The sequence below is a fragment of the Chromobacterium vaccinii genome (genome assembly GCF_001855275.1).
In the GTDB taxonomy this organism is placed as follows: Bacteria; Pseudomonadota; Gammaproteobacteria; order Burkholderiales; family Chromobacteriaceae; genus Chromobacterium; species Chromobacterium vaccinii.
Genome location: NZ_CP017707.1, coordinates 3,914,657 through 3,938,244, shown reverse-complemented (window position 1 = coordinate 3,938,244; position 23,588 = coordinate 3,914,657). Strand labels below are relative to the sequence as shown.

Here is a 23,588-nt window from a genome sequence, read left to right as displayed (position 1 = left end):
TGCAGTCATCATAACAAGTCCAGCATAGGCTCGGCCATGCTTATCTTCAATTGGTTAATATACCTATTAGAAAGTTAAATAAATATCAACCCTCTATCCCTATCGGCCAATCTCGTTTCGGCCCAATCCTGCGCCGCAGTGGGAACAGAACTTCGCCGCGGCGACAGCTTCTTGCCCGCATGATCCGCAGCGGCGCGGAACCAGCCCGGCGCCGCAATGCTGGCAGAACCGCGCGGCAGGATCATTCCCCCGCCGGCAACTCGGGCAGCTTGCCGACAGCGTCTGCGCAGGCTGTGGAGCGGAGTGGCCTTCGCGGCGGCCATGGTGCTCATCGCGGCCGTGATGGCGGCCAAACAGTTTTCCGAAATGACCCATTGCCTGTCTCCCTTTGATGTAGATAGCGCCATGAAAACGCCTGTAGCCGCTAGAGGGTCAAGGGCCTGGCTGCTCCACTCTCCATTTCCCGCGCTTCAAGCAATGTCCAACCTCATCGCAGCCCCATGGGAGCGGCCGGTAAAGCGCAACGCCGGCGCTGGCGGCGGTAAGAGCCTGCTCATCCCGCGCGCGGCTTCCCTTATCAAGCAACTGACTCGAACTATCCATTTTGAATGAGAGCTGGCATGCTATCCCTAGCCTCCGGCTACATCTCCCCCTTGGCAGAAATGAATAAAACACGGATTGAGCAAACATGATTATCAGACCTGTTGACCGAAACGACTACCAAGCCTGGCGGCCGCTATGGGATGGCTATAACGCGTTTTACGGACGCGCCGGGGAAACAGCGCTGCCGGAGAACATCACCCGGCAGACCTGGGCGCGCTTTCTTGATGACCGGGAGCCGGTAGACGCGCTGGTAGCGGAGCTTGATGGAAAAATCGTCGGCCTGGCCCATACCGTCATTCACCGCAGCACCACTCGCCTGGCCGATGTGTGCTACCTGCAGGATTTGTTCACCGCGCCGGAAGCCAGGGGCCAAGGCGTGGCGCGAGCCTTGATCGACGCCGCCAAGCAGATGGCCGCAGCCGCCGGGTGCAACCGCCTCTACTGGCAAACGCACCAGACCAACCAAACGGCCCGCGCGCTGTACGACAAGGTGGCCGAGCATCAGGGCTTCATCGTTTACGGCAGCGATGTGCCGGCCTGACGACCCCGCCTCTCCCCAACCTCCAACAACCCCGCCGGCCGCATCTCGCCATCCTTGCAAAAGCAACGGCCCGATACATGCCATTGTCAAATTGATCAGCTATAAGCACTGACGCGCCCCGGCTCCACGCCGGCGGGCGCCAATTTGATATCGGGATAATCCACATGAAGCTATCGTTTACCAAATGGCCGGCGCTGATCGCGCTGCTGCTGTCCATCCCCGCTCATGCCGCCACCGAAACCATCGTGCTGCTCCGCCATGGCGAGAAACCCGCCCAGGGGCTAGGGCAAATCACCTGCCAGGGACTGAACCGCGCGCTGGCGCTGCCGCAGGTGCTGACCAGCGCCTTCGGCGCGCCGGACGCGATCTTCGCGCCCGATCCCGCCATCCAGGTATCGGACTCGGGCAACAACTATTACTACGTGTGCCCGCTGGCCACGATAGAACCCACCGCCATCCGCCTGGGCATGCCGGTCAACACCGGCTACGGCTTCACCCAGACATCGGACCTGGCCGCCAAGCTGCTGGACTCGGACTACGCCGGGGCCACCATTTTCGTCGCCTGGGAACACAAGAAGATCGTCACGCTGGCCAAGCAGATCTTCTCCAACCTCAAGCAATCGGCCAATATCCCCTCTTGGTCCGACTCCGACTACGACAGCCTCTACGTCATCACCATCAATGGCTCCGGCAGCCATCGCGCCGCCTCGTTCGCCATCCGGACGCAGGGCCTCAACGGACAAAGCACGGTTTGCCCGGGACCAAACTGAGCTTGAAGCGCCTCAAACCGGCTTCGCCGCAGCTAGCCCCGCTGGATCGACACTCCGCCGTCGGCCAGCATCGCGCTGCCGGTGACGAAGCTGGCCGCGTCGGACGCCAGGAACAAGGCGGCGCGGGCGATTTCCTCCGGCCGCGCCAGCCGCTTCAAGGCATGCAGCCCCTCGACGAAGCCGCGCGCCTCCGGCGTGGGCGCGGCGGCGCGGCCCATCTCGGTGTCGGTGCCTCCCGGCAACAGCGCATTGGCGCGGATGCCGCGCGCGCCGTATTCGGCGGCGATCACCTGGGTCAGGCCGATCAGCCCGGCCTTGCCGGCGGCATAGGCGCCCATGCCGGGAAAACCGGCGGTATGCCCCACAAAGGTGGACGTGAAGATGAGAGAGCCGCCGCCCCGCGCCAGCATCGCCGGAATCTGGCGGCGCGCGGCCAGAAAGGCGCTGGTCAGATTGGTATCCAGCGCGAAACGCCAGGCCTCGGGCGTGATCTCGTGGACCGGCGCGGCCTCGCCCACCGCGCCGACGTTGTTGAAGGCGATGTCCAAACCGCCGAAGCGCCGGACCGCCTCCTCCACCGCCTGCCGCGCGGTGGACTCCTCGCGCGCGTCGCCGGCCACGACGGCGATCTCCCCGCCCTCCCGCCGGACGGACGCCGCCAGCCGCTCCAGCTCATGCGCCCGCCGCGCCACCGCGACCACCCGCGCGCCCTCGCGCGCGAACAAGCAGGCCGCCTCATAACCGATGCCGGCGCTGGCGCCGGTCACAATCGCCACTTTTCCCGCAAGCTGTTCCATTTTTCCTCCGCGTTTTCCAGAACACGCGCCCAGTCTGGAACAGCGCGCCCCGCGCGGCGACCCGATTCTTGCCAACCCGCCCCGACCGTCCGACGAATCAAGTGTGGCGTCTTTCCCTCCGCAAAAACCACTACAGCCGCATAATCCAATTACATCAAAAAACAAATGGTCTAAATTACTAACCACTACATACAAGGGAACACCCGCGTCCCTTGCCCTGACCGCACCGGCGCCTACAGACGCCGGGCGCATCTTAAACGGGCGGCCGACCCAAGCCCCCGTCCATGCCGTGATGGGCTGACGCGTTCCTTTGCGCGCCGACTTCATAGGGGATGTTTCCATCCATCTCTTGAGCGCGAAAGGACAACCATGTCTGCTCATATCCTGATACGGGACGGTTCGCCGCACTGGTGGCTCAGCGCAGACGTCTGGGCCGTTCCCGGCAACGATCCCAACGGCGCGCCCGGCACGCCGGTCTCCGGCCAGAAAGCCTATGTCTGGGCCCATGTGGACAATATCGGCGACGCGGACGCGCAGAACGTCCGCATCGATTTCTACTGGGCCAATCCGGCCGGGCAAATGACGGCCGGCGCAGTAAATTACATCGGTTCCGGCTACGCCGATCTGCCGGCGGACCCGAAGGAGGCGATGGGCCAGGACGTGCTGTGCCTGGTGCCCTGGGCAGTGCAGATCGTCAACGACGGCCACGAATGCCTGCTGGCCGTCGCGCATAGCCCGGGCGACAGCAACCCGATTCCCGACCCGCTGCCGGCCTCCTACAGCTTCGACCCGCCGGCCCACGACCAGATCGCCCAACGCAATCTGACGGTGCTGGACGCCAGCAAGATGGCGTCCATGCTACGCATCGCCGTCAATGGCCTGCCTCGGCAGGACAGGCGGGTGAGGCTGACCGCCGAGTTCGGCGGCGAGCTGGACGAACGCCAGCTGCAACGCCTGGGACTCGCCCGGCTGCAACTACGGCCCGCGCCCAAGCCCGAAGTGCAGGTCCGGCTGAGCCTGGAGCCGCGCTGCGGCGGCCAGAGCGACGGTGAGAAAGCGCCCAGCCTGGCCGTGATCGTGCCGCGCGGCGCGACGGTGCCGGTATACCTCGATATCCAGGCCGGCCAGCTACATCCCGACCACTACCAGCTGCTGCACATCGTCGAGCACGACGACGCCGGCAAGCCGTTAGGCGGCGTCAGCTATGTGGTCATTCCGCAAGGCAAGGAGAACAGACTATGAACACGCCGCTCCAGGTGCTCACGCGCCCGTTCGCGATCGAACCGGTGAGCAGCATCATGCTGCCCGACGGCATCTTCGACAACGCGATCTACCAGCTGCGCATCGCCGCGCATTTCACCAATACCTCGGCCAGTCCGCTGAGCAACGTCACCGTTTATCTGGAAAGCGTCGGCGATCCCGGCATCGCGCCCACCGCGCACACCTTCACCTTCCCCACCATCCCCGCCGGCGGCACCGTGCTGCTGACCTGGGACGCGGACTTCCAGCACGCGACGCCGGGCAAGCCGCTGGTGAGCTTCATCGCCCGCGCCGACGGCTTCGCCGCCCAGCGCTCCATCCAACAGATCTTCGTGTCGCAGACCCGCTTCGACAGCGCCAGCAACACCTATACCTGCACGGTGGAGGAAGGCACGCTGACCATCTCCAACATCCAGGGCCACGCGCCGGGCAAGACCTGGGGCGAGCCGACGGACAACGGCAAGGAATGCCGCTGCCCGCCCCGCTTCGGCCCGATGGTGCCCACCGGCCTGACCATGGCCTGGAAGCCGAATCCGGCCTACGCCGGCACCCATGCCGAGCTGCCGTTCTCCGACCCCTGGTGGAAGGTGCTGGCCATCATCGTCGCCGTGATCGCCGCGCTGGTGGCCGGGATCGCCGCCGCCGCCGGCGCGGGCAAGGCCAACTTCAGCGTCGGCGGCTCGGTGGAGGAGACAGACCCCAGCGTCCACTGCTGTTCGCTGAAGGGCGCGGCATCGGGAAAACCCGAATTCACCGTCGCCGGCGTGGCCTCGGCCATCGCCTCCGGGGCGATCGCGGTGGCGTGCTCGGACGAGGCCGATCCGTTCTGGCGCGGCCAGGCGGCCACGCCGCCGGCGGCCGGCGAGACCACGGTGGCCGAGCGGGTGGTGGCCAAGTGGAAGATGCTGGAAGCGCCGGTGGCGGGCAAGGCCTACAAAACCGATGTGTCCTGGACCTACGAGCGCTTCACCACCGGCAAGACCTATCACTACGCGGTGACGGAAACCCAGGTCAACGTGCATGCCGCCGGCCCGGTGAAAGTGGAAACGCCCGACGTGGTCCACGCGTTCGCCCCCCTGTGGGTGCGGGCTAGCTTCCAGCGCCAGGACGGCACGCTGTTCAAGGGCAGCGACCTGTACTCCTTCGCCCTGTTCGAAGCGCCGCAGGGGCTGTATTTCGTCGCGCCGCTGACCGACGACGGCCTGGGCTTCGATCCGGCCGCCAACGACGGCACCTATGCCGGCAGCCTGGACCTGGAGCGCGCCTACCGGCTGCTGCTGCAGCAGCACCAGGACGTGCGCGGCATCTGGCGGGTGTTCGTGTTCGCCCAGGACGTGAATCTGACCAAGCCCGGCACCCCGCCGCATATCGCCGCCCAGCACATCGGCGGCTTCTTCGTGGCCAGCGCGATCGAGATCACCTTCGACGACAGCCTGCCCTGCCCGCTCAAGGCCCAGTCGACGATCACCGTTGTCTGAGGACGCGCCGGCCGGGCATCGCCCGATCGCCCCATGCCGGCAACTGAGGAGCGGCCCACCCAGGCCGCCCTTTTCATTCATGCCTTGGCCATGCGACCTTCCCCGATCAATCCAAACGCATATACAATTCGTTTACAAACTGAATCGGCATGCTCAACTGAGATGGACGCCAGCCGCGCCATCTCTACCCTTCCCCGGAAAAGCAAGATATGACCCCGCAAGAAACCCAAGCGCTGCAAAACTTCCTGAATCAACTGGTACAAGTCCGCGGCATGGCCAAGGACCCGCAAGCCAATGCCACCATCATGCAGGCCGCGGCCCAACAGCCGGACGCCGTCTACCTGCTGGTGTTGCGCTGCATGCAACAGGACCAGGCGCTGAACGCCGCCAACGCCCAAATCGCCAAACTGCAATCGGACCTGCAAGCCGCTCGCAGCGCGCCGGTCCCCGCCGGCGCGCCCGGCACCTTCCTTGATCCCAACGCCGGTTCCGCGGCCTGGAGCAGCGCGCCCGCGGCGCCCGCCTTCGCCGCTCCGCGCCAGGCTGCACCGGCTGCCGCTTATCAACAGCCCGCACCCGCCTACCAAGCGGCGCCTCCGGCCTATCCGCCGGCAGCGCCCGCCTATCAGCAAGCCGCGCCGGTCTACCAGCAACCCGCCCCAGCGCCGCGCCAAGGCTTTTTCGGCGGCGGCAGCGCCGGCGGTTTCACCAGCGGCGTGGGCAGCTTCCTCGGCAATGTGGCCACCACCGCCGCCGGCGTCGCCGCCGGCACCTTCCTGGTCCAGGGCATAGAAAGCCTGTTCAGCGACGACAAGCCCAACCATGAAAGCGGACAAGGCCATGCCGGTTATGAGGCGGAACAGCCGGTGGAGCAACACATCACCATCAACAACTACTACGAGTCCGACGGCCAGGACGACGCCGGCTACCGGGAAGATGCGCTCCCGCGCGACGACTACCAGACCGTGGCCGACTCCGACTACGCCAGCGACGAGTACAGCGAAGACGACAACGCTTCCGCCTAAGCCCTGTTCGGAGGCCCGGGCCGATATCGCCTGCGGTATCGGGAAAACCAGCCACAAGCCCGAGACCATATGGAAAACCGCCGCATGCCGCGGCGGTTTTCTTGCGCGCGCCGATCAGGCTAGGCCGGCTGCCACAAGGTAATGGCCTCATCCGGCGTCCAGCCGGGATTGGACACATGGGCCTGCAGGCAGCGGTAACGCTTTCCCTGATAGCCGGCGCCGTCTCCCACCAAGTATTGGATGCCGTTCTGCCATTCCGGATAATCCGGCTCGCCATCGCCGTCTGTGCGCACTAGAACGCCGTTGCCTGGCAGGGATTCCCGGCCGGCGTCGTCCAGCGCGGTCGCATGGTACCGATAATCGCCGCCAGGGCGCAGGCCGACGTCGCGGAAATCGGCGGCGGTGGTCAGACCCACTTGCTGCCCATCGCGATACACCCGGTATTCCACGATAGGAAAATCGCCGCCGGCCGGCGCGTCCCAAGCCAGGGCGACGAAATCCCGCCCGATCTCGCCGGCGCGCAGATTGCCGGGCGCCGGCGGGCGATCGCCCCCGGCTCCGCCCTCCAGCAGCGGGGCGTAGTCGCGGATGAAGCTCCAGTCGTAGCCGCGGCCGGCCACGTCGCGGCCATCGTCCCAGTTCACCGACCAGGTCATCAGGCCGCGGATGGGGTTGCCCGCCTCCTCCAGCCGGCGGAAGGCGTTGAACACCGCGTCCGGATCGCGGACGAAACCGGTGGCGGCGGCATCGGCATTGGCCGGCAAGCCGATGGCGAGCTTGTCGGCCGGAATCCGCAGATAGCCGCGCGTGCCGTGGATCAGACTGTCGGTCAGGTAATAGAGAAAGTCCTCTTTCCTGGCCTCGTCATCCTGCGACAGCCAGGCGTTCAACTCGTCCACCCACACGCCGTCGCCGCCCTGGTTGTAGTACTGTGGCGCGATGAAGTCGTAATAGCCGTCCAGCGCCGCGATATAGGCCGCGTAGTGTCCATCCGGCTTCAGGTAAGGGAATTCCGGCGCCATGCTGATGATGAAATGCTGGCCTTGCGCCAGGTAGTAGTCCTTCACCATCTTCAACGCGGCCGGAATCACCGTCTGGTTGTCGCCCGCCGCGATCGCGCTCTGCTCCAGGTCGATGTCCAGCCCATCGAAGCCGTAAAGCTCCGCCAAGCGGATGATCTCTCCCGCCAGCGCGTCCTCTTGGCCGGCCTTGAGTTCGATGTGGGCATCGGCTCCGCCCAAGGAAACCAGCACCGCGCGGCCCTGCTCGTTCAGCGCGTCCACCTGGGCGCGGAAAGCCTCGTCGCTCAGGTTCCAGGGCTTGAAGGTGGGGATGCCGGCGCCTTTCATGAAGGCTACCGCCACCACGGCGTAGTCCTCCGGCACATCGTCCAGCGCGATGTCGGCCGACGTGCCGCGCTGATAACCATTGCCGGCCGAGGACGGCCAGTTGTGCCAGAAGCCCATGATGAAACGGTCGGGAAGCGGCGGCATGGCCGCGGTGTCGGCGGTCCGCGCGCCGCGGTCCGGTTTGGCGAATGGGTTCATGCATGCCCCTTGCTGAAGATGGATGAACGGCGCCGGCTCAGCGCCGATGCCCCGGCCATGGTAGGCCGCCCCTCCCCATAGGGCTGCTGGCCGTTCAGCCAGCCTCAGCCGGTGGCCGGCAATACCGGCCACCTGTCGACGATGCGGCCGCCCTCGTACACGGCGATATCGCCGAACTGCTGCAGCACCGCCTCGCTCTGGCGCGGGCGGAAGAACACCGTGTCGTCCACCGCCAGCGCCTGCAAGCCGGAACCGACCAGCAGTTGCTGATTGGATGAATGCCCGTACAGTCCGCTTCCCGCCAGGCCCGCGGGCGATACGGCGTCGGCCTGCCAGTTGCCGCCGTAGATGAAATAGCCGCGCCGCGCGTTGGCGTCCCAGCCGCCCGCCAGCCCGCCCAGCCACTCCACGCCGTAAGGCAGTTCGAAGCGCGGCAATGCCTTCAGCACCGGCGTGGCGATGAAGCAGGCCGGCAGCAGCTCATCCAGCAGCGGCAGATCGAAATCGCTAGGCTTGACCATGGCCGAGCCCACCGCCACCTCGTTTTCCGGACCATCGCCGGGATAGAGCCGGTAAGTGGCCGAGCCGGCGGCGTTGAAGCACGGCTCGGAGATTCTTCCCGCCGGATGCGCCCGCGCAATGGCGGCGAAGGCGGCGTAGCTTGCGCGGGCGTGGCGCAAAGCCTTGTCCCTCAGTCCGGGAAGATCCGGAATCTTGGCCACGTGCGCGTCGTAACCCATCAGGCCGGACCACTGCAGCCGCGGCTCCACGGCCACCATGTCCAGCATTCGCCGCAGCGTGGCGGCGTCGGCGATGCCGCCGCGGTGCAGGCCGACGTCGATCTCGAAATTGAGCTTCAAATGCAGATTTTGCCCGCGCGCCAGCTCGCGGTACTGCGCCAGCCGCTCCGGCGTGTCCACCAGCCATTGCAGTTGCCGCTCCGGCTGGAAATCCATGTCGGAAAACTGGCGGTAAAACGCCAGCGCGGCGGCGGCCGGCAATGGCTTGCCCAGCAGGATGTCCCGGCCGCCCTTCGCCATCGCCTCCAGCTGCGGCAGGCTGAACAGCATCTGCCGCCCGGTGCCGGCCAGCGCAGCCGCCTCGGCCAGCAAGGCCGGGCACGGCAGCGACTTCACCACCACCCTGAGCGCCATCTTGCCGGCCAGATGGCCCGCGATCCGCCGGATATTGGCGCGCAGCCGCTCGCGGTCCAACACCAGCGTCGGCTCGGCGATGCCGGCCTGGCGCAGCGCCGCCTGCAACCCGCGGAAATAAGCGTCGTGCGGCGCCCCGCGCGCGGAGGGCCGCGCCAGCCAGACTGCCGCCCCGCCCGCGCCCAAAGCTGCCAGCAAGCGGCGCCGGCCGCGCGATGGCCCGCTCATGCCGCCACGCCGAACACGCGGCGCAGATGGGAATTGAGCAGCACGCCCTTGGGATCCAGCTCCCGCCTCAGCTTCAGGAAGTCGTTCCAGCGCGGGTAAAGCGCGGCCAGCTCCGCCGCGCCGTACGGATGCAGCTTGCCCCAGTGCGGCCGGCCCTCGTATTTGCGGAAAACCGGCGCCAGTTCGGTCAGCAGATAATCATGCGGCTCGCCGGCGGCGGCATGAACGGCGATCGAGCAGGAGTCGCGGCGGTAGAAAGGGCTGAGCCAGGCGTCGTCGGCCTTGACGAAGCGGAACTCCAGCGGGAAGAACACATCGTTGCGCCGCTCCAGCCGTTCGATCACCTCGCGCACGCAGGCGATGCCGGCCTCCCGCGGCACATGCCACTCGCTCTCGTTGAAGCGAGTGGGCCGCACGGTGGACAGCAGCCGCCAGGACTTGTCGAAGGCCTGCTCGCTCAGATCGGGATCGATCAGTTTCTGCGCGGTCCAGCGCCGCAGCGCCGGCATGCCTCCCAGCCAATCGCGCAGCCGGCGCAGCTCTTGCAGCATCTCCTCATCGCCGGACTCCGGCCGCGACGCCGGTCCCGGCGGGCGGATGTCGTGGGTGATCGCCGCGGCGTAGCCGGTGAACGGCAGATAGTAGAACTCGAAATGCCGGTGCCGGCGCGCCAGCTCCGGCGCGGCGTCCAGCATCTGTCCCGCCGGCAGCAGCCATAATTTTCGCTGCAGATAATAGGCCGGCAGCGTCGCCACGGTGGCGCGGGCGATCACGCCCAGGCTGCCCAGCGACACTCTCGCCGCCTGCAGCAGATCCTCGTCGCGGCCCTTGCCGCAGTCCAGGGTCAGTCCCGATGGCGTCAGCAGCCGCAGCGCGCGCGCGTCGGCGTGCAGGGCCGGCAGGCCGGCGCCGGTGCCGTGGGTGGCGGTGCTGATCGCGCCGGCGAAGGATTGGACATCCACGTCCGGCTGGTTGCGCAGCGCCAGTCCCTGCGCGTCCAGCAAGCGCGCCAGCTGGCCGATGCGGGTGCCGGCCAGCAAGGTGGCTTCGCCGGCGGCCGCGTCATGCGCCAGCAGGCCGGACATCCGGTCCAGCGACACGATCTTGCCGGGCGTGGGCACCAGCGGGGTGAAGGAATGGCCGGCGCCGACGCAGCGCAGCGGCGTGCCGGTCTGCGCCGCTTCGCGCAGCAGTCGCGCCAGTTCGGCCTCGTCGCCGGGCGTGGCCAGCGCCTGCGCGGCGCAGCTCTGCAGGCCGCTCCAGTTACGCCAGCGATAACCGCCGGCGGACGCGGCGGACCGCGGTCCGGCCGCTTGAGCGGCCCAGGCGCCCAGCAGCGCGCCGCCGCCCAGTTGCAGCAAGGCCCGACGATTCAGTGCCGGCCTCATCGCGCGCCTCCTGGCCCGCCGTCAGCCATGAAGGCGATCAGCCGGGTGAACTCCTGATCGCTGCAATCATTGCAATAACCTCGCGCCGGCATCGCGTTCAGGCCATCGCGGACATGGGTCAGCAACAGCGGCATGCCCTTCTCCAGCCTGGCCTCCCAGGCCGGCGCGAAGCCGGCCAGCGGCGCCTGGCTGGCCTGGTTGCCATGGCAGATCAGACAGGAGCGCTCGTACTTGCGCGCCAGCTGCGCATCCATCGGCCGCAGCGTCTCCGCCCGCTGCAGATCGGCCGCCTGCGGCTTGACCTCTCCCCTCCCGCAACCGGCCAAAACCACCAGTCCGGCCAAGACCATGCCGCGCCGATGCCGGCCAGCCATCGTCTTCCTGCCTGCCTCCATGCCGTCTCCTCGGATATCGGGATGTTGCAATGGCGCGCCCGCGGCGCCTCAAGCGCAAGCGGCCGGACAATCCGGCCGCTTGATGACAATGGCTTTAATATACATTCAACACACCATTAATGTCATTTTCATTTCCCGTCTTTTCCCCCTCAGGAACCGCCGCCGCGCGGCAGGCGCGCCGCGGCCGCCGTTGATGCCGCATGCCGCTGCTGTACACATTGTTACGGTTATGAACAGATACAAATCGCAATCAGTGGCTATCTTTCCTTTGCGATTGCGAAACAAACCGACGCCATAGTGCAAGCATGCGCAATACGCGTCCGCAACGTAAAAGGAAGACTTGCCATGAAACACGTGATGACCGCGGCGGTGCTGATCGCCGCCTCCCTGACCAGCCTGCCCAGCCAGGCCGGCGTCTCAATCAGCGTCGGCGAACCCGGCTTCTACGGCCAGATCGACATCGGCGGCTACCCGCCGCCCCAGCTGATCAGCCCGCAACCGATAATCGTGCAGCCGGTGCCGGTGGCCGCGCCGCCGATCTACCTGCGCGTGCCGCCGGGCCACATGAAGCATTGGGACCGATACTGCCGGCAGTACGGCGCCTGTGGCCGCCGGGTCTATTTCGTCCGCGACGACTGGTACAACCGCGTCTACGTGCCGCACTACCGCGAATACCATCATGACAACGGCCGCCACGAGGGATGGAAACGCGACCACCGCGACGACCGCCATGACGACCACCGCGACGAGTGGCATGGCGACCATCGCGACCATTAATCCTCGCGCTCACTGGCCGGCGTTCAGTCCGGCCAGCGCGGTCCCGCCGGCCAGCCTGGCCGCCAACGCGTCTGCCGGCATGGGCCGGCTCAGCCAGTAGCCTTGCAGCGCGTCGCATCCCAGCTCCGCCAGCACCGCGGCTTGCGCCTCCGTCTCCACACCCTCGGCCACCACATCCAGGCCCATCGAGTGGGCAAGGGAAATGATCATTTCCACCAGCGTCATCGCGTCTTTTTCCTCCAGCATGCGACAGACAAAGGACTGATCGATCTTCAAGGTCTGAACCGGCAGCTGCGCAAGGTAAGCCAACGAGGAATAACCGGTCCCGAAATCATCTAGCGAGATGCCGATGCCCAGCTCCCTCACCTCGCGCAGAGTGGCGACGCTTCTATCGATGTCTCGCATCAGACGGCTTTCTACAATCTCGATATCGATGCCGGCATCCTGAGGATTCATGGCAAGCGCCGCGATCAGCGATGGAACAAAATCCGGACGCTGAAGCTGCAGCGGCGAGACATTGACGGCGATGCGGGGGGCGGGCAGGCCGGCGGAACGCCAGCGCTGATAGTCGCGCGCAGCCTGCCGCAGCACCCAGTTTCCCACCTCCGCGATCAATCCCAACTCTTCCAGCATCGGCACGAACTGGGCGGGCGGCACCATGCCCTGTCCCGGACAATGCCAGCGCAACAAGGCCTCCACACCCACGACGGCATGCCCGCGCACCGTGCACTTGGGCTGGTAGTACAGTTCGAACTGTTCCAGCTCCAACGCCTGCCGCAGACGATTGCCCAATTCCAGCGCCGCCGCGGCCCGGGCTGTCATTTCCTCGCGATAGAACAAGAATTTCTCATTCCCGGCCTTGGCTCGCTTCAATGCCGATTCGGCCCGCTCCAACAACTCCGTCGCGGTAGAGCCGTCCTCTGGATGCATGGCGATGCCGAACTTGGCCGCCAGGCACAGATCCCTCCCATCCAGCGGAATCGGCGGATCCAGGCAATCCTGCCTAAGTTGCTCCATCCCAAGCACCGCCTCATCCTCGCCGGCAGCCTGCGGCAAGGCCAGCGCAAATTGGTCCGCGCCTATCCGCGCCAATAGCGAGGCATCCTGGACATGCCGCGACAGCCTTTCGGTCATCCTCTTCAGCAGCTGATCGCCCTCGCCCCTGCCAAACACATCGTTGATGGATTTGAAATTCTCGATATCAAGCACCACGACCGAGAAGCGCCGCTCCTGCTGCGCGGCGTCCGCCACGCGCTGCGCCAAACGCTCAAGCAGCAGGCTGCGGTTGGCGAGGCCGGTCAGGCTGTCGTAATAGGCCAGGTAGTCGAGGCGTTGTTCCTGTCGGATATGGTCCAGCGCATAGCCGATATCGCTGGCGAGCTCGCGCAGCAGCGCCATCTCCTGGCTATCGAAAGCGCCGACTTCGCAGGAGAACAGGGCCAGCACCGCAATCGCGCCGCCCTCCTCCACGATGGGCAGGCTGGCGATGGAACGCACACCGGTGCCGAGCAAAGACGGCGCCAGTTCCGTCATCGACGGATCGTTCTGCACATCGTTGCACACCACGATTTCCTTCAAGCGCACGGCCCGACAGGCCGGGCGGTCGCGATGCGGCGAGTCTTCCTTCGCGCTCAGGCGGATTTGCCGAAAATAATTGCTGTCCTCACCGCGGAAGGCGGCCACCGCGCCGTTCTGCGTTTCCGGATCGATCACGCCCGCCCAGGCCATTTTGTAAGTTCCGACCTCCACCGCGATCCGGCAGATGCCATCGAACAGCTCCTCCATCTGATGGCAGCGGACAACCAGCGCATTGACCCGGCTCTGCACCTCATGCACCCGCCCCAGGCGCGCCACCCGCTGCCGCAACAGGGACTGCTGCAGGCAAACCGCCAAATGGCGGGCGTACGCCTGAGCCACTTCCCGCTGGGCATCGCCGAAGGCTCCGACCACGTCTGAGCCCATATTCAACATGCCCAGCAATCGTCCCTCTGCTATCAGCGGGATGCGGACATAGGAGCGCATGCCTTGCCGGTACAGGCGCTCCAACGTCGGCGCGCGCCACTGCAGGGCGCCCAGATCCTTCTCCAGGCAGACCTCTCCCCTCTTCAGGAACACAAGATCATCCATGCCGTAACTGGCCAGGGGCAATTGCCGGCCGGGATCATAATGGGAGCCTACCGCGCGCTCCACGGCCAGCACCCTGGCGTATTCCGCCTCCCAGTCGATCAGCATCACCGTCGCGCCCCAGAATGGCACCAGTTTCCGCAGATTGCGCAAGCCTATCTGCGCGATCTGCTCGGCGCCGGCATCTTCCAGGATGGCGCGGCTCAAATCATTCAGCGCCTCCAGTTGCCGCATATGCCGCAAAATTTCCAACTGGCTCCGCTCGCGTTCGGAAATATCGCGCAGGATCGCCGTATAGCCGCGCTGTCCGTCGATGTCCTGCGAAGAGATGGACGCTTCCAGCTCGAACAACGTCCCATCCGCGCGCGCGCCCTGGACTTTGCCGAGCTGCCCCATCCGCCGCGGACTGGCGCCGACGTCGCCGAAGCGCTGCACCAGCCGGCCATGCTCCGCGCGCAAGGCAGTTGGCAGCAGCATATCCAGGGGCTGGCCCAGCATAGCCTGCGCCGACCTGCCGAACATCTGCTCCGCCGCCGCGTTGAACATCGAGATGCGCAGCCTGCTATCCAGCATCACGATGCCGTCCATCGCCGACCGCACCATGCCCGCCAGCCGCGCCTCGCTCTCCCTCAACGCCATCTGGGCGCGGTGCCTATCCGTCACATCCAGCACCACGCCGTGCACGTGGGATTCGCCGTCAAAATGGATCAGACGGAACGACAGCAGCACCTGAGCGGTCGTCCCATCGCTCCGCAGCAGGGCTACCGGAACGCCCATCACCTCGCCTTCGCGCCGCAACGTCTCGATCAGCTGGCGTCTATCCGCGGCGTCTTTCCAAATGCCCAGATCAAGCGTCGTACGGCCCAACACCCGCTCCCGTTCAAGTTGCAGCAGATCCAGGAAGGCCTGATTCACTTCTTCCAGCACGCCGTCCGCCATCCTCGAAATCGCCATCGCCACCGGACTGTCGGCGAACAGCGCGCGGAAACGCTCGTCGCTGTGCCTCAAGGCCTCCAGCGCCGCTTGCCGTCGCTCCAATGCCATGGCCAACCTGGCGCGGGCGCGCAACTGCACCTCGCTCATCACACTGAATAACACGCCGATCAGCACCAGCAGGCTGAGCGACAGCAATTGCGAAGCCGGGCCTGCGGGCACGCCGGAAAAGGAGGAAAGCGACAAAGCCGCGACAATGGAGGAAATCAAGACGATGGACAACAGTCCCGGCCCCAGCCCCCCAAGCAAGGCGCTCAGGCCGATCGGAATCAGAAACAGCAACATCAGGTGATGCTGGGATTTCAATTGAAACCGCAAATCCAACACCAATAGAGAGCCGCAAGCCGCGAAAAGATAGGCCAACAACTGACCATACCTGGGTTGCAGCAGCACACAGTCGTCGTTCAGTTGATCCAGGCACAACTTCAACAATACGGCACAACCCAAAATGAACGCCGCATCCCATCCGGCGACCAACCAGGCATACGTCCGCGGATTCGCCAGATGAATCAAGGACACATCCGGCACGGCCATCGCCGCCAGCACGGCCAACAGATACAGCAACACCAGCCAGCCCATATCCCGTCGGGCCAGCGCCAGCAGGCCACGCCCCAAACGCCCGAATTTGTGCAAGCCCGCCAGCCGTTCCGGCCCCATGCCGCTCAGCAACAGATATAAAAAAGCTGAAGAGACGAAAGCAAACAAACCATCCCACCCCATGCCGCCGATGGGGTTGTCCGACGAGCCCCACTGCCCCATCAGCAAATCCGGCACAATGATCCAGACCGATGCGATCAGCGCGTACGCCGACACGATGATCCAATGCAAACGCCGCCTATCTGCCTCCATGCGCCCCCCGCGGAGAACTCCTCCACAACTCGATGCGGATATTGTCTTTCCCTATGTTTCTTCAGTATGGCCGGCGATCGCGGCATGTCGAGCCGATCTTGGCCGGCCATGCCGGCCGCCAAGCAAAAAGCCCGCGCTCGGCGGGCTTTCGGGATGAAACGGTCTTGGGGCTTCAACTCTGGGGCAGCAGGCTGTCCTTGTGCAACAGCTTGGCGAAGTCGTCGGCCGGCAGCGGCTTGGCGATCAGGTAGCCCTGGACGAAGTCGCAGCCCTCCTGCTCCAGGAACTGCCATTGCTCCATCGTCTCCACGCCCTCGGCCACCACCTGCATGTTCAGGTTCTTGGCCATATTGATGATGGCGCGGGCGATGGCGCTGTCGTCGGCGTCATGCGGGATGTCGCGGACGAAGGAGCGGTCGATCTTCAGCTTGTCGGCCTTGAAGCGCTTGAGATAGGACAAGCTGGAGTAGCCGGTGCCAAAGTCGTCGATCGACAGCCTGAGGCCCATGTTCTTCATATTGTCTATGGTCTGGATCGTGGCCTGGGCGTCTTCCATGATGATGCTCTCGGTCACCTCGATGTCCAGCGCGTGGCCGGGCAGGCCGCTGGATTCCAGCGCCTGCTTCACCTGCAACGCCAGATCCGGCTGGCGGAACTGCAGCGCCGACAGGTTGATCGCCAGCGTCAGCTCCGGCAGCCCCTCCTGGCGCCAGGCCACCAGCTGGCGCGTCGCCTCGCTGATCACCCAGTTGCCGATCTGCACGATGAAGCCGCGCTCCTCGGCGACCTGGATGAAGCGCACCGGCCCCAGCAGGCCCAGAGACGGATGGTTCCAGCGGATCAGCGCCTCGGCGCCGACGATGCGGCCGCTTTCCATCTCCACCTGCGGCTGGTAGTGCAGCACGAACTCGTCGCGCTCCAGCGCGAAGCGCAGCTGGCTCTCGATCGCCAGGATTTCGCGGGCGCGGGCGTTGAGGTCGGCGGTGTAGAACTTGTAGCTGTTGCGGCCCGACGATTTGGCGTGGTACATCGCCGCGTCGGCGTTGCGCACCAGGGTCTCGTAGTCGCGGCCATCGTCCGGGTAGACGCTGATGCCGATGGACGGGGTGATGGTCAGCACGTGGTTGTGCAGCTCGATCGGGTTGGCGAACACGTCGCGCACCCGTTCCGCAGCCAGCGCGGCCTCGCCCGGGTCGGAAATCACCGGCAGCAGGATGATGAACTCGTCGCCGCCCTGGCGCGCCAGCATCTCGCCCGGTGCCAGCGCCGAGCGGATGCGGTCGGCGGCCACCTGCAGCAAGGTGTCGCCGGCGGAGTGGCCCAGCGACTCGTTGACGGTCTTGAAACGGTCCAGGTCCAGCAGCAGCAGCGCCAGCCGCTGGTTGTCGCGCACGACGTTGTGAATGGCCAGCTCGACGCGATCCTGCATGTGGATGCGGTTGGGCAGGCTGGTGAGCACGTCGAAATGGGCCAGGAACTGGATGCGCTCGTCGGCGGCCTTGCGCTCGGTCAGGTCGCTGAAGATCGCCACATAATGGGTGATCTCGCCCAGGCTGTTGCGCACGGCGTTGATCGCCAGCCATTCCGGATACACCTCGCCGTTCTTGCGGCGGTTCCACAGTTCGCCCTGCCAGGAGCCCTGCTCGGAGATGGACTGCCACATCTGCTCGTAGAACGGCTCGTCGTGGCGGCCGGACGACAGGATGCTGGTCTTCTGGCCCAGCACCTCGTGCTGGGTGTAGCCGGTGATTTCGGTGAACGCGCGGTTGACGCTGCGGATGCGGCGATCGGCGTCGGTGATCATGATGCCCTCGACGGTGTTCTCGAACACCTTGGCCGCCAGCTGCACCCGCTCTTCGGCCGCGCGCTTCTCGGAGATGTCGCGCACCATCCGCCACACCGCGTTGATGCGGCCGAAGGCGTCGCGCATCGCCACCGTCTTGACGCTGACCGGCACCTGGTTGTCGAAACGGTTCAGATACGTGGCTTCGAACTCGTCGCAATAGCCGAATCGCAGCACCTTGTTGTCGAGATTGAAACGCTCCAGCGCCTCGCTCTCCTCGGCCACCAGGCTCCAGAAATTCTGTTGCTTCAACTGGTCCAGGCTGTAGCACATCAGGTTGAGGAAGGCCGGGTTGGCGTCTATCACCTGGCCGTCCAGCGAGCTGATGACGATGCCGTCCAGATTGGACCAGAACAGCTCGCGGTACTTGTTTTCCGAGCGGCGCAGCGCGTCCTCAACCTCGCGGCGGCGGGCGATGTCTGCCTCCAGCGCCAGCGTCTTGGCCCTGAGCTCGTCCACCAGGCGCTTCAGCTCGGAACGGGTCCACTCCAGGTGGGTGCCGAGGCGGCCCAGCTCGTCGCGGCGCGACCACTCGAACGGCGAATCCAGCTTCAACTCGGCCAGCAGCCGCGCCTGCTCGGTCAGCAGCCGCATCGGGCTGAGGAAGCGCGAATGCAGGATGCTCATGATCAGCATGATGGACAGCACCAGTTGCGCCGCCAGGATCATCAGGATGTTCTTCACCTGGTTGCTGAGCGCGATGGCCAGGTTTTCGTTGTCGAATTCCATCGTCACCTGGCCGATGGCCTCGCCGCGGTAAATCACCGGCTTTTCCACGTAGGACACGCTGCCGATGCGGCGTTCGCTGCGAACCGCGGACAGGAATACCTGATTGGACTGGGTGTCGGTGACGCGGATGGAAATCACGCGCGGATCTTCCATCACCGATGCGATCAAGGGATTGCCGGCCTGCCGGCTGAGATTCCACAACGGCTCCTGCATGCCCAGCGCGACGATATCCAATAAACGCCGCTGGTCGGTTTCCAGCTGCGTGGTCAGGTTATCCTTCTGAATATTGAAGCTGAGATAGCTGATGATGGAGGCGGGAATCAACAAGCCGAGTATTACGGCGATGAGAAACACATCCCTCAGATTCAGGCCAGTGCTGGCAGTGGATTTTTCGTCTGCTTGTTGAGCCATGTCGCGCTAGTCTTTGGTTCGCCGCGAGTCGCGGAAGATCGAATGCCTGAGTTCCATAATTCACAAGTGCAATCAGCAGTATACACCGGCGGCCAGCGGCTTTTCGCTGGAATATTCACCAGTCATCCACCCTTATCATTTTCAAGCATATCTACAGCACAAATCAGCCAAATATAAAGAGGCCACAGCAGCTCATTGCCTTGTCGCAATCGCAGGGCCTAAAATCGCACGACACTTTGCAACGGATCATCAGGATATCAGCCATGCAGCAGTCCCGTTATGAAAAGATTATCTCCGCCCGCTGGATCATCACCGTGGAAACTGACGGCGAAGTCCTGGAAAACCACGCCGTCGCCATCCGGGACGGCAAGATAGCCGCCATTATTCCAGCAGCCGACGCCGCCGGGCTAGAGGCAGACGAAAGACTGGAGCTGCCCAACCACGTGCTGATGCCAGGCCTGATCAATCTGCACGGCCATTCGGCGATGTCGCTGCTGCGCGGCCTGGCCGACGACAAGGTGCTGATGGACTGGCTGACCAACTACATCTGGCCCACCGAAGGCAAGCACGTCCACGACGATTTCGTGTTCGACGGCTCGCTGCTGGCAATGGGCGAAATGATCCGCGGCGGCACCACCACCATCAACGACATGTACTTCTACAACGCCGCCGTCGCGCGCGCGGGCCTGGCTTCCGGCATGCGCACCTTCGTCGGCTGTTCGATTCTGGAATTCCCGACCAATTACGCCAGCAACGCCGACGACTACATCGCCAAGGGCATGGCCGAGCGCAGCCAGTTCCTGGGCGAGGACCTGCTCACCTTCACGCTGGCGCCGCACGCGCCCTATACCGTGTCGGACGACACCTTCCGCAAGGTCGTGACGCTGGCCGAGCAGGAGGACATGCTGATCCACTGCCACATCCACGAAACCGCCGAGGAAGTGAGCAACAGCCTCAAGGAGCACGGCCAACGCCCGCTGGCCCGCCTGCAGCAACTGGGACTGCTGTCGCCGCGGCTGATCGCCGCGCACATGGTGCATTTGAACGACGCCGAGATCGAGCTGGCGGCCAGGCACGGCATCTCCACCGCCCACAACCCGGCCTCCAACATGAAGCTGGCCTCCGGCATCTCGCCGGTGAGCAAGCTGTTGGCCGCCGGCGTATCGGTGGGCATCGGCACCGACGGCGCCGCGTCCAACAACAAGCTGGACATGCTGGCCGAAACCCGCCTGGCCGCGCTGCTGGCCAAGGTGGGCACGCTGGATCCCACCTCGGTGCCGGCCGCCGCGGCCATCCGCATGGCCACACTGAACGGCGCCCGCGCGCTGGGCATCGCCGACAAGGTGGGCTCGGTCAAGGTGGGCAAGCAGGCCGACCTGATCGCCATCAACTTCGCCGAGCTGGAAACCGCCCCGGCATTCGACCCGATCTCGCATGTGGTGTACGCTGCCGGTCGCGAGCAGGTCAGCCACGTCTGGGTCAAGGGCCGCACGTTGATGCGCGAGCGCAAGCTGACCACCCTGGACGAGAGCGATCTGAAGGCCCGCGCCGGCGACTGGCGCAACCGCATCCTGGCAAAGTAAGAGCATGAGCAACGTAGACGAACACGAAATCGACAAATTCAGCCAGCTGGCGCACAAGTGGTGGGACAAGGACAGCGAATTCAAGCCGCTGCACGAGATCAACCCGCTGCGCCTGGACTTCATCGACCGCCATGCGTCCATCGCCGGCAAAAAGGTGCTGGACGTCGGCTGCGGCGGCGGCATCCTGGCCGAGAGCATGGCGCTGAGGGGCGCGCAGGTGACCGGCATCGACCTGGCGAAAAAATCGCTGAAGGTGGCGCAGCTGCACAGCCTGGAGTCCGGCGTGCCCATCGACTACCGCTGCGTGCCGGTGGAAGAGCTGGCGGCCGAGATGCCGGCCAGCTTCGACGTGGTCACCTGCATGGAAATGCTGGAGCATGTGCCGGACCCGGAAAGCGTGGTCCGCGCCTGCGCCACGCTGGTGAAGCCGGGCGGCTGGGTGTTCTTCTCCACGTTGAACCGCAACGCCAAGGCCTATCTGCTGGCCGTGGTCGGCGCCGAATACGTGCTCAACATGTTGCCGCGCGGCACCCACGAGTACGCGCGTTTCCTCAAGCCGTCCGAGCTGAGCCGCATGGCCCGCCACGCCGGCCTCGGCCTGCAGACGCTGAGCGGCATGGGCTACAATCCCGTCACTCGCATCTACTCGCTGAACGACGATACCGACGTCAATTACCTGATGGCGACCCGCCGCTCCGCCTGAGCGCGACGCGTCCAACAAGGCCCGGCCCAGCCGGGCCTTTCTTTTTTCCGCACGCTTGTTTCGGCCGCCTTGTGAAAAATGGCAGAAAACGCCCACGCCACAAGTCAACACAACAAGAAAACATGCGTTTTAATCATCTGGTTGATATCATAGCCGCCCTCAACGCCAACGCGCATAATGCGCGCAAGCGGCGCGGCATGGCAGTGCCGCGCCACGCGCGCCCGGGCTGGATACAAACAGGCAGACAGACAGGATACTGCCGGACAATCCGGCAGGATGCCGTACAATATCAAGAGAACGAGAAAATCAATTTCCGGAGATGATGATTCATGACATTCAAGGCCAATGACCTCTTGACCGAGCAGATCGCCCAATACCTAGGCAGGCAGATAATCCAGGGCGAGATGAAGCCGGGCGAGCGGATCCAGGAGTTGCGGATCGCTTCCGAGCTGGAAGTGAGCCGCGGCTCGGTGCGCGAGGCCTTGCTGATTTTGCAGCGCCGCCACCTGGTGGACATCTTCCCGCGCCGCGGCGCGATGGTGTCCAGCATCAGCGCGCGCGACGTGCGCGACTTCTTCGACCTGTGGTTCCTGCTGCTGGACCGCGTGGTGCAGAACCTGGCCGCCGGCTGGCAGAACGACGACCTAGCGCGCTTCATCGAGCTGATGGCGCTGCTGGAGGAAGACAACCGCCGCGACGACCTGCAGGCCTTCTACGAGCACGGCATCGAATTCCTGTCGGCGCTGTACCGCCACGCCGACAACCGCTATCTGACCGACACGCTGATCGACATGCTGCCGCTGACCCAGCGCTGCCTGTACGCCATCCTGCGCGCCGGCAAGAGCCAGATGGACCGCACCCACCAATTCCTGGAAAGCCTGCTGAAAACGCTGATCGCGCGCGACACCGGCCGCCTGAAGCAGATGATCATCGAATTCGGCCGCGACTACAGCCAGCTCGCGCAAAGCGCCGCGGAGGCGCTGGAAGGCGGCGTCTGACATCCGCCCGATCGAATGAAAAAAGGCTGCCGACGGCAGCCTTTGCTTTGCGCGCCCCAGCGTCAGCGGCGGCGGTATTCTACAAAGGCGTAAGGCAACCCGTCGGCGCTGACCGCGCCCTCGCGCGACGCCTCGCGCCAGTCGTCCGGGTCGAACTCCGGGAAGTGGGCGTCGCCGTCGTAGTCGCGGGCGATTTCGGTCAGGCACAGCCGGTCGGCCAGTGCCAGAGCCTGGCGGTACAGGTCGGCTCCGCCGATCAGGCAGGCCTCGTCCACCGCGCCGGCCAGCGCGAGCGCCTCCTCCAGAGAATGAGCGGTTTCCGCGCCGTCCGCCCTCCAGTCCGCCTGGCGGGTCACCACGATATTGCGGCGGCCCGGCAGCGGCCGGCCGATCGAATCCCAGGTCTTTCGGCCCATGATCACCGGCTTGCCCAGCGTGGTCGCCTTGAAATGCTTCAGATCCTCCGGCAGACGCCAGGGCAGCTGGTTGTCTATGCCGATGGTGCGATTGGCGGCCATCGCGGCCACCAGCGTCAGCGTCGGTTTCCGGCTCATACCGCCACCTGCGCCTTGATGTGCGGGTGCGGGTCGTAGCCTTCCAGCGCGAAGTCTTCGAATTTGAACGCGAACAGGTCTTTCACCTCGGGATTCAGCTTCATCGTCGGCAGCGGGCGCGGTTCGCGCGTTAATTGCAATTGCGCCTGTTCCAGATGGTTGCTGTACAGATGGGCGTCGCCCAGCGTGTGGACGAAGTCGCCCGGCCGCAGGCCGCATACCTGGGCCACCATCATCGTCAGCAGCGCGTAGCTGGCGATGTTGAACGGCACGCCGAGGAAAATGTCGGCCGAGCGCTGATACAGCTGGCAGGACAGCCTGCCGTCGGCGACGTAGAACTGGAACAGGCTGTGGCAAGGCGGCAGCGCCATCTGGTCCACCAGCGCCGGGTTCCAGGCCGACACGATCAGCCGGCGCGAATCGGGGTTCTTTTTGATCATGTCCAGCAACTGGCTGATCTGGTCGATGTGGCGGCCGTCCGGCGCCGGCCAGCTGCGCCACTGGTAGCCGTAGACCGGGCCGAGATCGCCGTTCTCGTCGGCCCAATCGTCCCAGATCGACACGCCGTTTTCCTTCAGATAGCGGATATTGGTATCGCCGGACAGGAACCACAGCAGTTCGTGGATGATGGAGCGCAGATGGCATTTCTTGGTGGTGATCAGCGGAAAACCGTCCGCCAGATCGAAGCGCATCTGGTAGCCGAACACCGAGCGGGTGCCGGTTCCGGTGCGGTCTGCCTTGTCGTGTCCATGTTCCAGCACATGGCGCATCAGGTCGAGGTACTGTTGCATGTGGGCGATTCCGTCAATAATCAGATTATTGTACCGCTAGCGGCGCT

20 protein-coding genes are annotated in these 23,588 nt (G+C 65.0%); 10 read left to right on the top strand and 10 right to left on the bottom strand.

The genetic code is table 11. From position 1 onward, the window contains the following. Window positions 1–99: 99 nt before the first annotated feature. Window positions 100–279 (bottom strand): double zinc ribbon domain-containing protein, encoded by a 180-nt coding sequence (locus BKX93_RS26010; RefSeq protein WP_369094632.1) that lies wholly within the window; start codon window positions 277–279, stop codon window positions 100–102. On the opposite strand from BKX93_RS26010, the gene BKX93_RS25795 reads away from it, so the two are divergent. The 3 genes from BKX93_RS25795 (at window position 217) to BKX93_RS18315 (ending at window position 1,914) form a co-directional block, all read left to right on the top strand. Beyond that, complete coding sequence (locus BKX93_RS25795; RefSeq protein ID WP_244887195.1) at window positions 217–612, top strand: hypothetical protein; 396 nt, start codon at window positions 217–219, stop codon at window positions 610–612. The genes BKX93_RS26010 and BKX93_RS25795 overlap by 63 nt on opposite strands. A 76-nt stretch (window positions 613–688) precedes the next feature. Beyond that, the gene (locus tag BKX93_RS18320) at window positions 689–1,144 is read left to right on the top strand and encodes a GNAT family N-acetyltransferase (protein WP_070980801.1); all 456 of its coding nucleotides are present in this window, start codon (window positions 689–691) and stop codon (window positions 1,142–1,144) included. A 164-nt stretch (window positions 1,145–1,308) separates the two neighbouring features. Further along, window positions 1,309–1,914 carry a hypothetical protein gene (locus BKX93_RS18315; protein WP_070980800.1) on the top strand — a complete coding sequence of 202 codons (606 nt, stop codon included), beginning with the start codon at window positions 1,309–1,311 and terminating at the stop codon, window positions 1,912–1,914. Window positions 1,915–1,946: 32 nt separating this feature from the next. Here BKX93_RS18315 and BKX93_RS18310 read toward each other — a convergent pair whose 3' ends face one another. Beyond that, window positions 1,947–2,711, bottom strand: coding sequence for an SDR family oxidoreductase (locus BKX93_RS18310; RefSeq protein ID WP_046155372.1), 765 nt, complete (start codon window positions 2,709–2,711; stop codon window positions 1,947–1,949). Window positions 2,712–3,080: 369 nt separating this feature from the next. On the opposite strand from BKX93_RS18310, the gene BKX93_RS18305 reads away from it, so the two are divergent. The 3 genes from BKX93_RS18305 (at window position 3,081) to BKX93_RS18295 (ending at window position 6,474) form a co-directional block, all read left to right on the top strand. After that, a complete protein-coding gene (locus BKX93_RS18305) occupies window positions 3,081–3,953 on the top strand; it encodes a hypothetical protein (RefSeq protein ID WP_070980799.1) in 873 nt (290 codons plus the stop codon). After that, window positions 3,950–5,449, top strand: a complete 1,500-nt coding sequence (locus BKX93_RS18300) for a choice-of-anchor X domain-containing protein (RefSeq protein WP_070980798.1) — start codon at window positions 3,950–3,952, stop codon at window positions 5,447–5,449. Before BKX93_RS18305 ends, BKX93_RS18300 begins: the two co-directional genes overlap by 4 nt. A gap of 209 nt (window positions 5,450–5,658) precedes the next feature. Further along, window positions 5,659–6,474, top strand: coding sequence for a DUF2076 domain-containing protein (locus BKX93_RS18295; protein WP_046166338.1), 816 nt, complete (start codon window positions 5,659–5,661; stop codon window positions 6,472–6,474). A 119-nt stretch (window positions 6,475–6,593) separates the two neighbouring features. On the opposite strand, the gene BKX93_RS18290 is transcribed toward BKX93_RS18295, so the two are convergent. The 4 genes from BKX93_RS18290 to BKX93_RS18275 all read right to left on the bottom strand — a co-directional run bounded on the left by BKX93_RS18290 (window position 6,594) and on the right by BKX93_RS18275 (window position 11,186). Then, window positions 6,594–8,021, bottom strand: coding sequence for a carbohydrate-binding protein (locus BKX93_RS18290; protein WP_046166339.1), 1,428 nt, complete (start codon window positions 8,019–8,021; stop codon window positions 6,594–6,596). A gap of 104 nt (window positions 8,022–8,125) precedes the next feature. Then, on the bottom strand, window positions 8,126–9,403 hold the full coding sequence (locus BKX93_RS18285; RefSeq protein ID WP_046166340.1) for an alanine racemase: 1,278 nt from the start codon (window positions 9,401–9,403) through the stop codon (window positions 8,126–8,128). Beyond that, entirely contained in the window at window positions 9,400–10,791 is a 1,392-nt protein-coding gene (locus BKX93_RS18280) for a D-arabinono-1,4-lactone oxidase (protein ID WP_046166341.1), read from the bottom strand. Before BKX93_RS18280 ends, BKX93_RS18285 begins: the two co-directional genes overlap by 4 nt. Beyond that, complete coding sequence (locus tag BKX93_RS18275; protein WP_083340599.1) at window positions 10,788–11,186, bottom strand: c-type cytochrome; 399 nt, start codon at window positions 11,184–11,186, stop codon at window positions 10,788–10,790. Before BKX93_RS18275 ends, BKX93_RS18280 begins: the two co-directional genes overlap by 4 nt. Window positions 11,187–11,531: 345 nt before the next feature. On the opposite strand from BKX93_RS18275, the gene BKX93_RS18270 reads away from it, so the two are divergent. Next, a complete protein-coding gene (locus BKX93_RS18270; protein WP_046155380.1) occupies window positions 11,532–11,963 on the top strand; it encodes a hypothetical protein in 432 nt (143 codons plus the stop codon). A 9-nt stretch (window positions 11,964–11,972) separates the two neighbouring features. Here BKX93_RS18270 and BKX93_RS18265 read toward each other — a convergent pair whose 3' ends face one another. Both BKX93_RS18265 and BKX93_RS18260 read right to left on the bottom strand, forming a co-directional pair. Beyond that, complete coding sequence (locus tag BKX93_RS18265; protein WP_160300402.1) at window positions 11,973–15,908, bottom strand: bifunctional diguanylate cyclase/phosphodiesterase; 3,936 nt, start codon at window positions 15,906–15,908, stop codon at window positions 11,973–11,975. A gap of 193 nt (window positions 15,909–16,101) precedes the next feature. Further along, on the bottom strand, window positions 16,102–18,912 hold the full coding sequence (locus BKX93_RS18260; RefSeq protein ID WP_046155381.1) for an EAL domain-containing protein: 2,811 nt from the start codon (window positions 18,910–18,912) through the stop codon (window positions 16,102–16,104). A gap of 263 nt (window positions 18,913–19,175) precedes the next feature. Here BKX93_RS18260 and BKX93_RS18255 point away from each other — a divergent pair, with 263 nt between their 5' ends. The 3 genes from BKX93_RS18255 to BKX93_RS18245 all read left to right on the top strand — a co-directional run bounded on the left by BKX93_RS18255 (window position 19,176) and on the right by BKX93_RS18245 (window position 22,196). Beyond that, window positions 19,176–20,495, top strand: a complete 1,320-nt coding sequence (locus BKX93_RS18255; RefSeq protein ID WP_070980797.1) for a TRZ/ATZ family hydrolase — start codon at window positions 19,176–19,178, stop codon at window positions 20,493–20,495. 4 nt (window positions 20,496–20,499) lie between these two features. Beyond that, window positions 20,500–21,198: a bifunctional 2-polyprenyl-6-hydroxyphenol methylase/3-demethylubiquinol 3-O-methyltransferase UbiG gene (gene ubiG / locus BKX93_RS18250; RefSeq protein ID WP_046155383.1), complete on the top strand. Its 699-nt coding sequence runs from the start codon at window positions 20,500–20,502 to the stop codon at window positions 21,196–21,198. 329 nt (window positions 21,199–21,527) lie between these two features. Further along, entirely contained in the window at window positions 21,528–22,196 is a 669-nt protein-coding gene (locus BKX93_RS18245; protein WP_021477708.1) for a GntR family transcriptional regulator, read from the top strand. 62 nt (window positions 22,197–22,258) lie between these two features. Here the strand turns inward: BKX93_RS18245 and BKX93_RS18240 are convergent, their stop codons facing one another. After that, window positions 22,259–22,750, bottom strand: a complete 492-nt coding sequence (locus tag BKX93_RS18240) for a dihydrofolate reductase (RefSeq protein WP_046155384.1) — start codon at window positions 22,748–22,750, stop codon at window positions 22,259–22,261. Beyond that, window positions 22,747–23,541: a thymidylate synthase gene (locus BKX93_RS18235; protein ID WP_046155385.1), complete on the bottom strand. Its 795-nt coding sequence runs from the start codon at window positions 23,539–23,541 to the stop codon at window positions 22,747–22,749. Before BKX93_RS18235 ends, BKX93_RS18240 begins: the two co-directional genes overlap by 4 nt. Between the last annotated feature and the right edge of the window lie 47 nt (window positions 23,542–23,588).

Excerpts from the sequence above, each read along its gene's own strand:
- BKX93_RS25795 (WP_244887195.1), top strand. The coding sequence starts at position 217 with ATGCTGGCAGAACCGCGCGGCAGGATCATTCCCCCGCCGGCAACTCGG.
- BKX93_RS18320 (WP_070980801.1), top strand. The coding sequence starts at position 689 with ATGATTATCAGACCTGTTGACCGAAACGACTACCAAGCCTGGCGGCCG.
- BKX93_RS18315 (WP_070980800.1), top strand. The coding sequence starts at position 1,309 with ATGAAGCTATCGTTTACCAAATGGCCGGCGCTGATCGCGCTGCTGCTG.
- BKX93_RS18310 (WP_046155372.1), bottom strand. The coding sequence starts at position 2,711 with ATGGAACAGCTTGCGGGAAAAGTGGCGATTGTGACCGGCGCCAGCGCC.
- BKX93_RS18305 (WP_070980799.1), top strand. The coding sequence starts at position 3,081 with ATGTCTGCTCATATCCTGATACGGGACGGTTCGCCGCACTGGTGGCTC.
- BKX93_RS18300 (WP_070980798.1), top strand. The coding sequence starts at position 3,950 with ATGAACACGCCGCTCCAGGTGCTCACGCGCCCGTTCGCGATCGAACCG.
- BKX93_RS18295 (WP_046166338.1), top strand. The coding sequence starts at position 5,659 with ATGACCCCGCAAGAAACCCAAGCGCTGCAAAACTTCCTGAATCAACTG.
- BKX93_RS18290 (WP_046166339.1), bottom strand. The coding sequence starts at position 8,021 with ATGAACCCATTCGCCAAACCGGACCGCGGCGCGCGGACCGCCGACACC.
- BKX93_RS18285 (WP_046166340.1), bottom strand. The coding sequence starts at position 9,403 with ATGAGCGGGCCATCGCGCGGCCGGCGCCGCTTGCTGGCAGCTTTGGGC.
- BKX93_RS18280 (WP_046166341.1), bottom strand. The coding sequence starts at position 10,791 with ATGAGGCCGGCACTGAATCGTCGGGCCTTGCTGCAACTGGGCGGCGGC.
- BKX93_RS18275 (WP_083340599.1), bottom strand. The coding sequence starts at position 11,186 with ATGGAGGCAGGCAGGAAGACGATGGCTGGCCGGCATCGGCGCGGCATG.
- BKX93_RS18270 (WP_046155380.1), top strand. The coding sequence starts at position 11,532 with ATGAAACACGTGATGACCGCGGCGGTGCTGATCGCCGCCTCCCTGACC.
- BKX93_RS18260 (WP_046155381.1), bottom strand. The coding sequence starts at position 18,912 with ATGGCTCAACAAGCAGACGAAAAATCCACTGCCAGCACTGGCCTGAAT.
- BKX93_RS18255 (WP_070980797.1), top strand. The coding sequence starts at position 19,176 with ATGCAGCAGTCCCGTTATGAAAAGATTATCTCCGCCCGCTGGATCATC.
- ubiG (WP_046155383.1), top strand. The coding sequence starts at position 20,500 with ATGAGCAACGTAGACGAACACGAAATCGACAAATTCAGCCAGCTGGCG.
- BKX93_RS18245 (WP_021477708.1), top strand. The coding sequence starts at position 21,528 with ATGACATTCAAGGCCAATGACCTCTTGACCGAGCAGATCGCCCAATAC.
- BKX93_RS18240 (WP_046155384.1), bottom strand. The coding sequence starts at position 22,750 with ATGAGCCGGAAACCGACGCTGACGCTGGTGGCCGCGATGGCCGCCAAT.
- BKX93_RS18235 (WP_046155385.1), bottom strand. The coding sequence starts at position 23,541 with ATGCAACAGTACCTCGACCTGATGCGCCATGTGCTGGAACATGGACAC.